This is a genomic window from Rhodococcus sp. MEB041, assembly GCF_030208955.1.
Taxonomy (GTDB): Bacteria; Actinomycetota; Actinomycetes; order Mycobacteriales; family Mycobacteriaceae; genus Rhodococcoides.
On sequence record NZ_JARVSZ010000005.1, the window covers coordinates 658602 to 672691 of the forward strand.

Consider the following 14090-nt stretch of genomic DNA (forward strand, 5'->3'; position numbering starts at 1 on the left):
AGGTCTCAGAGACGGGGCGCGCGGCGCAGCCGCCCCGTCCCGGGCGCCGAGACCCACACGGCGAGGGCCAGCAGGCCGTCCGCCACGAGAGCCAGCACGGCCACCAGGATCGCGCCGACCACCACTCGGTCGTAGCTGTAGAGCGCCAGACCGTCGAAGATGTACCGCCCGAAGCCGCCCAGGTTGACGAAGGCGGCGACGGTGGCGGTGGCGATGACCTGCAGGGTGGCGTTGCGGATGCCCCCGAGCAGCAGCGGCAGCGCGTTGGGAATCTCCACCCGCAGCAGCACCTGGCGTTCGGTCATGCCCATCGCCCGTGCCGCGTCCACGACGGTGGCGTCGACATTGGCCACACCCGCATACGTCCCGGCGAGGATCGGCGGAATGCCCAGGAGCACGAGGGCGATCAGTGGTGGCACCAGGCCCAGCCCGAGCAGCAGGACGAGGAACGTCAGCACGCCGAGCGTCGGCAGCGAGCGCAGACTGTTCACCAGGCCGACCAGGGCCACCTCGCCGCGGCGCAGGTGCCCGATCAGCAGTCCCAGCGGAACCGCCACGACGACGGAGAACAGCACGGCGAGAAAGCTGTACCAGACGTGCTCGGTGAGACGCGTCGCGATGCCGGTGCCGCCGGACCAGTTGGCGCCGTCGAGGATGTAGCCGATCGCGTCGGAGAAGATGCTCATGCGCGGGCCCCCGTCACTCGTCGCCGGCGCGTCGAGGGCGCACCGGCGCGGGTCCACGGCGTCAACGCACGCCCGAGCAGGAACAGCAGCGCGTCGAAGACCAGGGCCAACACGACGATCGCGATGATGCCCGCCAGGATCTGGTCGGGGTAGTCGCGCTGGTAGCCCTGGGTGAAGAGCTGTCCGAGACCACCGATGCCGATGACCGACCCGACCGACACCATCGAGATGTTGGTGACCGCGACGACGCGGACGTTCGCGACGAGCACGGGAAGTGCCAGCGGCAGTTCGACGGTCGCGGCGCGGCGGAACCGTCCGAAGCCGACCGCGGTGGCGGCGTCGACGACGGCGGGGGACACCGAGTCGAGTGCCTCGGGCACTGCGCGGACGAGCAGCGCCGTGGAGTACACCGTGAGCGCGATGACCACGTTCAACGGATCGAGGACACGCAGTCCCGCGATGAGCGGGATGGTGACGAACAGTGCGAGCGAGGGGATCGTGAATGCGACGCTCGCCACCACCAGGGTCAGGCGCCGCAGCCAGCCCACCGTGCGCACGGCCGCGCCCACGGGCACCGCGACGACCAGTCCGACGAGCAGCGGCACCAGCGACAGGTACAGGTGGGTCCGCGTCAGCTCGAGGACGATGTCGATGTTGTCGATCAGCCAGCGCATCAGGGCTTCTCGAAGTACTGGCGGCCGCGCTCGCGGTCCTCGGCTCGACGCTGGTCCGCCAGCAACGCCACCACCTCGGTGGCGTCGATACCGCCGAGGACGGCGCCGTTCGCGTCGACCGCCACGCCGACGCCGGAAGGCGACGAGATGGCCGCGTCGAGCGCCTGTCGCAGATCGCCCGACGGCGGGTACAGCGAACCGCCCGCGGAGGTGCTGTCCGCGATGCTCGCGCCGGACTTGAGCGCCTCGAGGCCGGTGACGTCCATCCAGCCTCGCGGACGGCCCTCGGCGGAGACGACGAGAAGCCACTGGCCCTGGTCGAGACGGACCGACGCCGCGTCCTGTTCCGACGCCGTCGTGATGGGATGCAGGGACACCCCGTCACCGTGGCGGAACGACAGTCCACGGTAGCCGCGGTCCCGACCGACGAAGGACGCGACGAAGTCGGTCGCGGGAGCCGACAGCACCACGTCCGGGGTGTCGTACTGCTGCAACGTTCCGCCGGTGCCGAACACGGCGATGCGATCGCCGAGTTTGATGGCCTCGTCGATGTCGTGCGTGACGAAGACGATGGTCTTCTTCAGATCGGCCTGCAGCCTGAGCATCTCGGTCTGCAGGTCTTCGCGCACCACCGGATCGACGGCGCTGAACGGCTCGTCCATCAGCAGGATCGGAGGATCTGCCGCCAGGGCACGCGCGACCCCGACGCGCTGCTGCTGGCCGCCCGACAGCTGAGCGGGGTACCGGGTGGCCAGCGACAGATCGAGGCCGACGCGCTCGAGGACCTCCATCGCGTCGCGACGGGCCTCCTTGCGTGAACGACCCGTCAGCACCGGAACGGTGGCGACGTTGTCGACGACGGTGCGGTGAGGCAGCAGGCCGGCGCTCTGGATGACGTAACCGATGCCCAGCCGAAGCTTGACGGCGTCGACGGTCGAGATGTCTCGACCATCGACGCTGATCGTGCCCGACGTGGGCTCGATCATCCGGTTGATCATCCGCATCGAGGTCGTCTTGCCGCAGCCCGACGGGCCGACGAAGACGGTGAACGACCGGTCCTCGATCCGGAGATCGAGAGAGTCGACCGCGAGCGTTCCGTCCGGGTACTGCTTGGTGACTCCCTCGAACGAGATCACGAGACCGGCTTGTCCAGACCCTGCTCGACGACCCAGGCGTTCGCGGCGGCGGCGGGCTCGGTCTTCGCGTCGCCCGACACCTCCTGGTTCAGCGCCAGCAACTCGACCGTCGTGAGCTTGGCCGACACGGCGTCGAGGACGGCGGTGAGCTTGTCCGACTTCTTCGACGAGTTGTAGACCGGGACCACGTTCTGCGCCGGGAAGTTGTTGTCCGGGTCGCCCAGTGCCACGAAGTCGTTCTCGACGATCGCGGGCGTGGTGGTGAACAGGTTCGCCGCGGTGATGTCCCCCGCAGCGAGGGCGGCCACGGTGGCCGGGCCGCCGCCGTCGGAGATCGGGACAAAGTTGGCGGCCGGGATGTCGACGCCGTACTTGTCGCGCAGGCCGGGCAGGCCGACGGGACGCTCGGCGAACTCGGGCGGCCCACCGAACTTGACCTCACCCGCGTACGGCGCGAGATCGGCGATGTTGGTCAGGTTCCAGCGCGTCGCGGTGTCCCGCGTGACGACGACGGCGTCCTTGTCCTCGCCGGGGGCCGGCGTGGATGCCAGGAGATCGTCGCTCAGTGCCGCCGTGAGGGCGGTGTTCACCTCGTCGGGCGCCGTGGCCGTGGCCTCGGGGTCCAAGTACAGCAACAGGTTTCCGGTGTAGTCCGGGATGAGGTCGATGGAGCCGTCGCGCACGGCCGGGATGTAGGCCTCACGGCTGCCGATGGACAGGCGTGTGCTGGCGTCGAAGCCGTTGGCCTTCAACGCGTCGGCGTAGATGTTGGCGATGATCTCGGACTCGGTGAAGTTCGCGGAACCGACGACGATGGTGTTCGGATCGCCTCCGCTACCACCCTCACCGCCGCTGCTCAGTGGATCGGAGTCGCCGCCGCAGGCGGACAGGGTGAGTGCTGCAGCGGCCACCAGAGCGGTGGCGGCGACGCGCACGGAACGTGAGGTGGTGCGACGTGTCGTGTTCACTGTTCGAGTGTAACGATAGGCCCCGACACCGGCCCGCTTTCGGCGCCGGAACGCCGGTACCGGGTTCGAGAGGATGGTCGATGCGGGTCTGCAGGTCGGCCGTCGCGTCGCTGCTCGCGGCCTCGGTGGTGGCCGGGTGTTCGAGTACCGGCGGCCCCGAGGGGACGACGCGCCCGCAGCCGCTGGTGGTCGCCGACACCGGAACTCCGGTGCAGACGGTGCTGGCGCACCTGTACGCCGACGCGCTGTCACGCGGGGGAGCGGACGCTCGGGTGGACACGGTCGACGGTCTCCCCGGCGCGCTCGCCGGCCTCGACGACGCCTCGGTCGCGCTCGTCCCCAGCTTCACCGGATCGCTTCTGGCGCAACTGGATCCGTCGTCCGCCGCGCGGGCGCCCGAGGACGTCTACGCCGATCTGGCGCGTGCACTGCCGGAGTGGCTGGCGGTCACCGACCAGGGTCTCGCCGAGAACGGGCCGACGGTGTCCGTCACCGCGGCCGCGGGATCGGCTCTCCCCGAAGCCACTCTGTCGGCTCTGTCTCCGCAGTGTTCCCGCCTCTCCGCCGCCGTCGACCCGGCCGTCGATGCGTCCGCGGTGACACGGGCCCTCGCCGAGAGTTACGACTGTGCGTTCGCTCCTGCCGGCCCCACCGAGGTGACGATCGTCCGGGCCACGGACCGGGTCGCCGTGGTCGATGCGACCGACGTGGTGCTCGCCGACGATCGAGACGGCCTCACCGCCGACGTCCTCGTCCCCCTCCTCCGCAAGGGCTCCGTGGACGAGACGCTGGACCGTCCGCTGCAGATCATCGCCGGCGAACTCACCACTGCGGATCTCGCGGAGATGGTCGACCGTGTCCGCGGCGGCGAGGATCCGGGCGCGGTCGCCGCGAGTTGGCTAGGGACGCAGTCGTTCTGAGTGGGCGGTCGCGTCGCGGACGAAGGCGCCGATCTCCCTGACCGCTGTCGCTGCCTCGGCCAGCAGGGTGGCCTGCAGGTGGGCGACGTGCCACAGATCCGTGAGTTCGGTGCACCGCACGGAGACACCGGCCTCGGTCAATGCGTCGACGAAGCGAAGGATCTGGGGCCGCAGGATCTCGTCGGCGGAGTACTGGATCATCGTCGAGGGGAAGCCGGTCAACGTGCCACGCACGGGGGCGTAGCGCGGATCGGTCGGGTCGCCGTCGCCCAGATACTGCCGCGCCGAGTTCCGCAACCAGCGAGCGTCGAGCAGGAAGTCGCGCGGCGCCGGGAAGTCCTGGTCCGCCGGATCGGCCCACGGGGAGATCATCGCGACGCACGACGGTGATGTGCCACGGTCGACGAGCGCCTGTGTCGTCGCCGCGGCCAGACCGCCGCCGGCCGAATCGCCGACCACGGCAATGTGATCGGCCGCGACACCGTCGGCGACCAGCCCGTCGAACACGGCCAGTGCGTCCTCGAGCGCGGCCGGGCAGGGATGCTCCGGAGCCAGACGGTAGTGCGCCGCCACCACGACGGCGCCACTGTCGCGGGCGAGCGACGACGTGACGACGCGGTGCGTCAGCGGCGACCCCAGCGTGTACGCACCGCCGTGCAGATACAGCACGGCGGTGCGTCGGACGGTGGCACCGACGGTGACCCGTTCGACCGGGACACCGCCCACGGTCTCGCTGCGGATCACCGTGCCCTCCGGCAGCGGTAGCGACCGGGCCGCGACCTCGAGCAGTGTGCGCTGCACCGGAACCGGGAGGCGCGGGTTCAGAATCACCCGGAACACAGGCTTCAGAACTCGGGACACCACGGGCAACGGCAGAGTCATCGGTCGCATCGCCCGAACCTACCGTCAGCCCTACCGCTGGGTGGTCGTCCGCGGCAGGACGCGCGAGGACAGCCTGACGATGATGTCCTGGTACCGCGATCCCGTGATGCGGGCGAGGGCGTCGAGCGCGCGGGCGTCGTTGCCGATGAGCACGCGGGCCTTGTTCTTCTCCACTCCGCGCAGGATCACCAGGGCGGCCTGCTCCGGGGTGGTCTTCGCGAGGCGACGGTCGAAGAACTCGGCCACCGACTTCTGGTCCTGGCCCTCGGCGACGGTCGCGTTGCGGGCGATCGCCGTCTTGATGCCGCCCGGGTGGACACACGTGACGTGCACCGGGTGGCGGGCGATCAGCATCTCCTGGCGCAACGCCTCGGTGAAGCCGCGCACGGCGAACTTGGCTGCGTTGTACGCGGACTGGGACGGGATCGACAGGAGGCCGAACAGGCTGGACACGTTGACCACGTGACCGTCTCCCGACTCGACGAGATGCGGGAGGAATGCCTTCGTACCGTTGACGACGCCCCAGAAGTCGACGTCGATCACGCGCTCGAGATCCTTGAACTCGGTCTTCTCGACGTCGCCGTGGAAGGCGATGCCGGCGTTGTTGTAGACCTGGTTCACCACACCGAAGTGCCGACGCACGGTCTCCGCGTAGTCGAGCACGCTGCCGCGTTCGCTGACGTCGAGGTGGTCGCTGCGGACCTCTCCGCCGCGCTGCTCCACGGCCGCCACGGTGGCGGCCAGGCCGACCGAGTCGACGTCGGACAGCGCGAGTCGTGCTCCGCGCGACGCCAGTTCGAGAGCCAGCGCACGGCCGATCCCCGATCCGGCTCCGGTCACCACGGCCACTCGTCCACGGAACTCGCTCATCGGGAGATCGCCTTCTCGTCGTCGTTGTCGGTCGTCGCAGGGGTGGGGGTGCCGTCGACGGCGCTCACAGGCCTCGTGACGTTGCCGGCCGCGAGGGCGTCGTATGCCTCGAGGTCGAAGTTGCGGGTGATGCGGCGGAACTCGAAGGTGAAGTCCGGCCACAGCGTCGTGTTGTTGCCGTGCTTGTCGAGGTACCAGCTCGCGCACCCGCCGTTGAGCCACACCGTCTTGTTCAGCTTGGTCTGCAGGTCGGCGTTGAACTCGTCCTGCACCTCGCGGCGCACCTCGACGACACCGAGATCGTGCTTGTCGATCGTGTTGAGCGCGTCGATCACGTAGTTCAGCTGCGACTCGATCATGAACACCATCGAGGTGTGCCCCAGGCCCGTGTTGGGTCCGACCAGGAAGAACAGGTTGGGGAAGCCCGCGACCGTGGCGCCCTTGTATCCCTGCTGTCCGCGCTCGTCGAAGACCTCGGCGAGCGAGCGGCCGTCCTTGCCGAAGATGCCCTGGAAGGTGGGGGAGTCGGTCACGTGGAATCCGGTGGCGACCACCAGGGCGTCGATCTCACGCTCGGTTCCGTCGGCCGTCACGATGGAGTGCGCCCGCACCTCACGGATACCGTCGGTCACCAGGTCGACGTTCGGTCGATCCAGTGCCGGGTAGTAGTTGTTGGAGATCAGCATGCGCTTGCAGCCGATGCGGAAGTTCGGCGTCACCTTGCGGCGCAGCTCGGTGTCGCGGATGCCCTTCGCGATCTGTCGGCGCGCGATGAACTCGAACGCCTTCATGAGCTTGGGGACGCGGGTGAGGCCGACGACCTGGGTCTCACGTGCGGCGTAGATGCCGGTGCGTGACAGACGCTGGTAGCCGGGGAGGTACTTGAACGCCAGCTTCTCGATGCGGGTGTACTCGCGGTCGAAGCGCGGGAGGACCCACGGGGCGGTGCGCTGGTAGACGTCGAGATGGGCGACCGTCGGCGCGATGGCCGGGACGATCTGGATCGCGGAGGCGCCGGTACCGATGACGGCGACGCGCTTGCCCTCGAGGCTCGCGTCGTGGTTCCAGCGGGCCGAGTGGAAGATCTCGCCCTGGAAATCGGTGATGCCGGCGATGTCCGGGAGGTTCGGCTCGCACAGGGCGCCGACGGCGGACACGACCTTCTTGGCCGTGAAGTTCCCCCGGGTGGTCACGATGTCCCACTGCGAGGTGGCGGTGTTCCAGCGGGCCGACTCGACGTGGCAGTCGAAGACGTGGCGGTCGTACACGCGGTACTGCCGCGCGACGCTCTCGATGTACTTCTGAATCTCCGGCTGACGGGAGAACGAGCGGGTCCAGTCCGGATTCAGCGCGAACGAGTACGAGTAGAGGTGCGAGGGCACGTCGCAGGCGGCACCGGGGTAGGTGTTGTCGCGCCACGTGCCACCGACGTCGCTGCCGCGCTCGAGGACCAGGAAATCGGTGCTTCCCTGCTGGCTCAGCTTGATCGCGGCGCCCAGTCCTGCGAAACCGCTGCCGATGATGATGGTGTCGACGTAGCGTGCAGCGACAGCGTCGGTATCTGTAACTGGAAGACTCATGAACCCAGACTAGGTCCTTATTGAGCGCAGGTCAACAGTTACTGACGAACGTTCAGTAGTATGGAGCGCATGGACAGCGTGAAGCGAACGCGGCTCAGTCCGGAACAGCGGCGGGCCCAGCTCATCGACCTGGGGGTCGAGATGCTCTCGGAGCGCACGCTGGACGCCATCTCGGTCGAGGACATCGCCGACCAGGCGGGCGTGTCGCGTGGGCTGCTCTTCCACTATTTCTCGTCCAAGCACGACTTCCACGTCGCGATCGTCGAGCACACCAGCCGACAGATGCTCGACGCCACCGAGCCGCCCGTCGGGCTCGACCCGTTGACGACGCTCGCCGTGGCACTCGCGTCCTACGTCGACTACGTCACCGAGCACCGCTCCAGCTACGTCTCGCTGCTGCGCGGCACCGCGAGCGGGGATCCCGACATGCGGGCCGTCTTCGAGCGCACCCGCGACGTCATGGTCGAACGGACGGTGTCGCAGCTCCCGCTGCTCGGTGTCGAGCGCACCCCGCGGATCGCGCTGGCCATCCGCGGCTGGGTGGCGTTCTGCGAGGAGGTCACCATCACCTGGCTGAACCAGGAGGACCTCAGCCGGGACGAGCTGATCGAACTGCTGGTGCACGCGCTGCCTGCCGTGGCGCTGCCGACGGCGGACACGACCGAGTTGTCGTGGGCGAGTGCCGACGCGGGATGACACCTCGAGCGACACCCCCTTCGATCGACGGGTCCGCACCAGTAACGTGAGGGCGTACACCGGCGCACGAGCGGCGGTCGGCAGCACGAGAGGACGGCCTTCGATGGGCGCGCAGATCAGTATCCCGACCGAGACGCGACACTCGGGAATCCTGGGAATCGGGGCCTACCGGCCCGAGCGTGTCGTCACCAACGAGGAGATCTGCAAGACCATCGACTCGAGCGACGAGTGGATCCGTACCCGTACGGGCATCGAGTCCCGCCGTTTCGCCGGGGAGAACGAGAACGTGGTCTCCATGTCGATCGAGGCCGGACGCCGTGCCCTCGAGAACTCCGGCGTGGACGCCGCCGAGATCGGCTGCGTCATCATCGCGACGTCCACTCACCTGTTGCTCACACCGCCCGCCGCGTCGATCATCGCGGACGCGCTCGGCACCGGTGGCCCCGGCGCCTTCGACCTCGGCGCGGGCTGCGCGGGCTTCTGCTACGGCCTCGCACTCGCCTCGGACATGGTCCGCGCGGGCACGTCGGACAAGGTCTTGGTCATCGGCACCGAGCACCTGAGCGTCACGACGCGACCCGACGATCGCGGCACGCGCATGATCTTCGGCGACGGTGCCGGCGCCATGGTCGTCGGCCGCACCGAGGAGCCCGGCATCGGACCGGTCGTCTGGGGTTCGGACGGCTCGCAGGCCGACGCCATCAAGCAGGACAAGGACTGGTTGCAGTACTTCGCGGACCTGAAGGAGGATCCGAACGCCGATCGTCCGTGGATCGCGATGACCGGTATCGCGGTCTTCCGCTGGGCGGCGTTCGAGATGGCCAAGGTGGCACGCGAGGCCCTCGACAAGGCGGGCGTCAAGGCCTCCGAGCTGGACGTCTTCGTGCCGCACCAGGCGAACTCCCGCATCACCGATCTGCTGGCGAAGAGCCTCGAACTCGCCGAGGACATCCCGGTGGCACACGACATCGCCGAGGCCGGCAACACCTCGGCCGCCTCGATCCCGCTCGCGGTGGAGGAGGTGCTGCGCACCGGCAAGGCGAAGAAGGGCGACACCGCCCTGCTGCTCGGTTTCGGTGCCGGCCTGTCGTTCGCCGGCCAGGTCGTCACGTTGCCGGAGGCCCCGACCGCCTAGTCGTGTCAGAGGTGGCGCAGGAACCGGTCGGGGGCGTCGAAGAACGCCGACCAGTCCCGGACGACCTGCGCCTCCTCCCACGTCGTGGACGACAGACCGTCCTCGCCGAGTTCGAGCAGGCGTGCTCCCGGCATGGCCGCGAGCACCGGCGAGTGCGTCGCCATCACGATCTGTGAGCCCTCCTCGACCAGTTCCTTCATCACCGAGATCAACGCCAGACACGACTGGAACGACAAGGCCGCCTCGGGCTCGTCCATCAACCAGAGTCCGACTGCGACAGGGCGATCCGCGACATAGCGCAGAAACGACTGTCCGTGGGACAGCGCGTTGTAGACGACGTCGGTGTCGCGGACTCGCCGTGCGTCCGCGGACTCGAACAATCCGTGCATCGTCTCGGCGCGCAGGAAACACCCGCCCTGCGGCCGCGGTCGGGCACCGTGGCACGTCAGGTGCTTGTGCAGGTCGGTGTCCTGCGCCCCGCCGCCGGGTGACCACATCGCGTCGGCCGCACCGAGACCGAAGGCCCAGCACGCGGCCAGCGCCTCCATCAGCGTCGACTTCCCGGTTCCGTTCTCCCCGACGATCACGGTCATAGGACTGTCGAAGTCGAGCCCGGTGCGCACGATCTCGGCGACCACGGGTACCTGCAGATACCACGAAGCCGGGTCAAATCCCCTCCGTGGAGTGAACTCGACCCGGCTCAGTGGCAGCGTCACAGGTGAACGATCACCCGTTGAAGGCCGTGTCGATGATCTCGGCCTGCTCGACCGCGTGGACCTTGCTCGAACCCGACGACGGTGCGGACATCGGACGCCGCGAGACGCGCTTGATGCCGGACAGACGCTCGGGAAGCAGCTCCGGGAACGCGAGACCGAACGTCGGCCACGCACCCTGGTTGGCCGGCTCCTCCTGGACCCACCGGTACTCGGTGGCGTTGGGGTAGCCGTCCAGCGCCTCCGCGATGCGGCGGCTGGGGATCGGGTAGAGCTGCTCGACCCGCACGATGGCGACGTCGTCCCGCTTGTTCTTCTGCTTGAAGGCGAGCAGCTCGTAGTACAGCTTGCCGCTGACCATGAGCACCCGCTCGACCTTCTTGCGGTCACCGTCGCCCGAGTCGTAGGTGGGCTCGTCGAAGACGGAGTGGAACTTGCCGTCGGTGAAGTCCTCGATGTTGCTGACCGCAGCCTTGTTGCGCAGCATCGACTTCGGGGTGAACACGACCAGGGGCCGCTGGATGCCGTCACGTGCGTGACGACGCAGCAGGTGGAAGTAGTTCGCCGGCGTGGACGGCACCGCGACCGTCATCGATCCCTCGGCGCACAGCTGCAGGAACCGCTCGATGCGTCCCGAGGTGTGGTCGGGGCCCTGGCCCTCGTGGCCGTGCGGCAGCAGCAGAACGACGTCGGAGAGCTGTCCCCACTTGGCCTCACCGGACGAGATGAACTCGTCGATGATGGACTGGGCACCGTTGACGAAGTCGCCGAACTGCGCTTCCCACAGCACCAGAGCGTCCGGGTTGCCCACGGAGTAGCCGTACTCGAAGCCCACCGCCGCGTACTCGCTCAGCGCGGAGTCGTAGACCAGGAACTTGCCCGGATCGTCGCTGCCGAGGTTGTGCAGTGGCGTGTACTCCTCACCGGTCTTGCGATCGATGATGACCGAGTGCCGCTGCGTGAACGTGCCGCGACGGGTGTCCTGGCCGGACATGCGCACGAGCTTGCCCTCGTCGATCAGCGTGCCGAGTGCGAGCAGCTCGCCGAACGCCCAGTCGACCTTGCCCTCGTAGGCCATCTCGCGACGCTTGTCGAGGACGGGCTGCACGCGCGGGTGCACGGTGAAACCGTCCGGGACGTTGACGAACGCGTCGCCGATGCGGTGCAGAACCGACTTGTCCACCGCGGTGGTGAGCTTGGCGGGCAGCTGCTGGTCGAGCTCGACGGACTCGCTCGGCTCCGGTGTGTACTTCTCGAGTTCGCGCACCTCGTTGAAGACGCGTTCGAGCTGGCCCTGGTAGTCGCGGAGTGCGTCCTCGGCCTCCTTGAGGCTGATGTCGCCACGACCGATGAGCGACTCGGTGTAGCTCTTGCGGACGCTGCGCTTGGTGTCGATCACGTCGTACATCGCCGGCTGCGTCATCGAGGGATCGTCACCCTCGTTGTGGCCGCGACGGCGGTAGCAGATCATGTCGATGACGACGTCCTTGTGGAACTTCTGACGGAAGTCGACCGCCAGTCGAGCCACCCAGGCGCACGCCTCCGGGTCGTCGCCGTTCACGTGGAAGATCGGTGCGCCGATCATCTTCGCGACGTCGGTGCAGTACTCGCTGGAGCGCGAGTGCTCCGGCGCCGTCGTGAAGCCGACCTGGTTGTTGACGACGATGTGCACGGTGCCGCCGGTGCGGTACCCGCGCAGCAGCGCGAGGTTCAGCGTCTCCGCCACCACGCCCTGGCCCGCGAAGGCCGCGTCGCCGTGCAGCATGAGCGGCAGGACGGAGAAGCCGTCGGACGAGTCGCCCTTGTTCAGCATGTCCTGCTTGGCGCGGACCAGGCCCTCGAGGACCGGGTCGACCGCCTCGAGGTGCGAGGGGTTGGCCGTGAGCGACACCTTGATGTCGTTCTCGCCGAACATCTGGATGTAGTTGCCCTCGGCACCGAGGTGGTACTTCACGTCGCCCGACCCGTGTGCGGCGGCCGGGTTCATGTTGCCCTCGAACTCGGTGAAGATCTTCGAGTACGGCTTGCCGACGATGTTGGCGAGCACGTTCAGGCGTCCACGGTGCGGCATGCCGATGACGACCTCGTCGAGGGCGTGCTCGGCGGACTGGTCGATGACCGAGTCCATCATCGGGATGACGGACTCCGCGCCCTCGAGCGAGAAGCGCTTCTGTCCGACGTACTTCGTCTGCAGGAACGTCTCGAACGCCTCGGCCGCGTTGAGCTTGCTGAGGATGTACTTCTGCTGAGCGACCGTCGGCTTGACGTGCTTGGCCTCGACGCGCTCCTGGAGCCACGCCACCTGGTCGGTCTCGAGGATGTGCGTGTACTCGATGGCGGCGTGACGGCAGTAGGAGTCGCGCAGCACGCTGAGCACGTCGCGCAGCTTCATCTTGTCCTGGCCGTGGAAGCCGCCGACCTGGAACTCGCGGTCGAGGTCCCACAACGTCAGGTCGTGGCTGATCACGTCGAGGTCCGGGTGCATCCGGAACTTGTCCTTGGTGAACATCAACGGATCCGTGTCGGCCATGAGGTGGCCACGGTTCCGGTAGGCCGCGATGAGCTCGAGGACGCGCGTGTTCTTGTCGACGCCGCCGGTGGGCAGGTCACGACGCCAGCGGATCGGCTCGTAGGGGATGGCCAGACCGTGGAAGATCTGGTCGTAGAACTCGTCGCTGATCAGCAGGTTGTGGATCGTGCGAAGGAAGTCGCCCGACTCCGCGCCCTGGATGAGGCGGTGGTCGTACGTCGAGGTGAGCGTCATCAGCTTGCCGACGCCCATCTCGGCGATGCGCTCCTCGCTGGAGCCCTGGAACTCTGCGGGGTACTCCATGGCGCCGGCGCCGATGATGGTGCCCTGACCGTTCATCAGACGTGGAACCGAGTGCACGGTGCCGATGGTGCCCGGGTTGGTCAGCGAGATCGTGACGCCGCTGAAGTCGGCGGCGGTGAGCTTGCCGTCGCGCGCACGACGGACGATGTCCTCGTAGGCAGTGTGGAACTGGTTGAACGTGAACTCCTCGCACCCCTTGATCGCGGCGACGACGAGTGACCGCGAACCGTCCTTGCCCGGCAGGTCGATGGCGAGGCCGAGGTTGGTGTGCGCGGGGGTGACCGCGTTGGGCTTGCCGTCGATCTCGGCGAAGTGCCGGTTCATGTTGGGGAACGACTTGACCGCCTGCACGATGGCGTAACCGAGCAGGTGAGTGAACGAGATCTTGCCACCGCGGGTGCGCGCGAGGTGGTTGTTGATCACGAGACGGTTGTCGATCATCAGCTTCGCGGGGATGGCGCGCACGCTGGTGGCCGTCGGGATCTGCAACGAGGCGGCCATGTTCTTGGCGACCGCGGCCGAGGCGCCGCGGAGCACCTTGGTCGTGTCCTCCTTCGGCGCGTCCGACTCCGGCTGTGCGGGCGGCACGGCCGCGGACTTCTTCTCGGCCGGACCGGCGGCGGCGGTCGACTTCGCGGGGGCAGCTGTGGTCACGGGCTTGGTCTCCGCCTTCGGTGCCGGCTTGTCGGTCTTCGCGGCGGCCGGCTTGTCGGCCTTCGGCGCGGCAGGCTTCTCCGCCTTCGGCGCGGCAGGCTTGTCCGCCTTCGGCGCAGCTGCCTTCGCGGAAGCGGGTGCGGCTGTGGTGGTCTCGGTGTCGGTGGCGGGATCGCCGCTACCGTTCTGCTCGGGCGTGTAGTCGGCGAGGAACTCGTGCCAGCTCTCGTCGACCGACGACGGATCGGTCTTGAAACGCTGGTACATTTCGTCGACCAACCACTGATTCTGTCCGAACTGTGTTGTAGAGCTGCTGCTCACGGCAGGTGTTCGCCTCGTTTCC

At 68.1% G+C, this 14090-nt stretch carries 12 protein-coding genes; 3 read left to right on the forward strand and 9 right to left on the reverse strand.

Annotated elements, in window-relative coordinates; all coding sequences use genetic code 11:
* Positions 1 to 5 precede the first annotated feature (5 nt).
* The 4 genes from QRN16_RS17280 to QRN16_RS17295 are packed head-to-tail and all read right to left on the reverse strand — an operon-like array spanning position 6 to position 3464.
* Entirely contained in the window at positions 6 to 686 is a 681-nt protein-coding gene (locus QRN16_RS17280) for an ABC transporter permease (RefSeq protein WP_027503841.1), read from the reverse strand.
* On the reverse strand, positions 683 to 1360 hold the full coding sequence (locus tag QRN16_RS17285; protein WP_222638152.1) for an ABC transporter permease: 678 nt from the start codon (positions 1358 to 1360) through the stop codon (positions 683 to 685). Before QRN16_RS17285 ends, QRN16_RS17280 begins: the two co-directional genes overlap by 4 nt.
* Positions 1360 to 2496 carry an ABC transporter ATP-binding protein gene (locus QRN16_RS17290; RefSeq protein WP_222650287.1) on the reverse strand — a complete coding sequence of 379 codons (1137 nt, stop codon included), beginning with the start codon at positions 2494 to 2496 and terminating at the stop codon, positions 1360 to 1362. The genes QRN16_RS17285 and QRN16_RS17290 overlap by 1 nt, the downstream gene beginning before the upstream one ends.
* Positions 2493 to 3464, reverse strand: a complete 972-nt coding sequence (locus QRN16_RS17295) for an ABC transporter substrate-binding protein (RefSeq protein ID WP_027503838.1) — start codon at positions 3462 to 3464, stop codon at positions 2493 to 2495. The genes QRN16_RS17290 and QRN16_RS17295 overlap by 4 nt, the downstream gene beginning before the upstream one ends.
* A gap of 80 nt (positions 3465 to 3544) precedes the next feature.
* On the opposite strand from QRN16_RS17295, the gene QRN16_RS17300 reads away from it, so the two are divergent.
* Positions 3545 to 4384 (forward strand): type 2 periplasmic-binding domain-containing protein, encoded by an 840-nt coding sequence (locus QRN16_RS17300; protein WP_285188481.1) that lies wholly within the window; start codon positions 3545 to 3547, stop codon positions 4382 to 4384.
* Here the strand turns inward: QRN16_RS17300 and QRN16_RS17305 are convergent.
* Genes QRN16_RS17305 through QRN16_RS17315 form a run of 3 tightly spaced genes read right to left on the reverse strand, consistent with a single transcriptional unit; the run spans position 4364 to position 7716 of the window.
* The gene (locus QRN16_RS17305; protein ID WP_285188483.1) at positions 4364 to 5275 is read right to left on the reverse strand and encodes an alpha/beta hydrolase; all 912 of its coding nucleotides are present in this window, start codon (positions 5273 to 5275) and stop codon (positions 4364 to 4366) included. The genes QRN16_RS17300 and QRN16_RS17305 overlap by 21 nt on opposite strands.
* A 21-nt stretch (positions 5276 to 5296) precedes the next feature.
* Positions 5297 to 6136 (reverse strand): SDR family NAD(P)-dependent oxidoreductase, encoded by an 840-nt coding sequence (locus QRN16_RS17310; protein WP_056442564.1) that lies wholly within the window; start codon positions 6134 to 6136, stop codon positions 5297 to 5299.
* A complete protein-coding gene (locus tag QRN16_RS17315; protein ID WP_285188486.1) occupies positions 6133 to 7716 on the reverse strand; it encodes a flavin-containing monooxygenase in 1584 nt (527 codons plus the stop codon). The genes QRN16_RS17310 and QRN16_RS17315 overlap by 4 nt, the downstream gene beginning before the upstream one ends.
* A gap of 69 nt (positions 7717 to 7785) precedes the next feature.
* Here QRN16_RS17315 and QRN16_RS17320 point away from each other — a divergent pair, with 69 nt between their 5' ends.
* Positions 7786 to 8412, forward strand: a complete 627-nt coding sequence (locus tag QRN16_RS17320) for a TetR/AcrR family transcriptional regulator (protein WP_027503833.1) — start codon at positions 7786 to 7788, stop codon at positions 8410 to 8412.
* 103 nt (positions 8413 to 8515) lie between these two features.
* On the forward strand, positions 8516 to 9547 hold the full coding sequence (locus QRN16_RS17325; RefSeq protein WP_027503832.1) for a beta-ketoacyl-ACP synthase III: 1032 nt from the start codon (positions 8516 to 8518) through the stop codon (positions 9545 to 9547).
* A 5-nt stretch (positions 9548 to 9552) separates the two neighbouring features.
* On the opposite strand, the gene QRN16_RS17330 is transcribed toward QRN16_RS17325, so the two are convergent.
* Both QRN16_RS17330 and QRN16_RS17335 read right to left on the reverse strand, forming a co-directional pair.
* On the reverse strand, positions 9553 to 10185 hold the full coding sequence (locus QRN16_RS17330) for an AAA family ATPase (RefSeq protein ID WP_285188492.1): 633 nt from the start codon (positions 10183 to 10185) through the stop codon (positions 9553 to 9555).
* Positions 10186 to 10273: 88 nt separating this feature from the next.
* The gene (locus QRN16_RS17335; RefSeq protein ID WP_082544354.1) at positions 10274 to 14068 is read right to left on the reverse strand and encodes a multifunctional oxoglutarate decarboxylase/oxoglutarate dehydrogenase thiamine pyrophosphate-binding subunit/dihydrolipoyllysine-residue succinyltransferase subunit; all 3795 of its coding nucleotides are present in this window, start codon (positions 14066 to 14068) and stop codon (positions 10274 to 10276) included.
* Positions 14069 to 14090 lie beyond the last annotated feature (22 nt).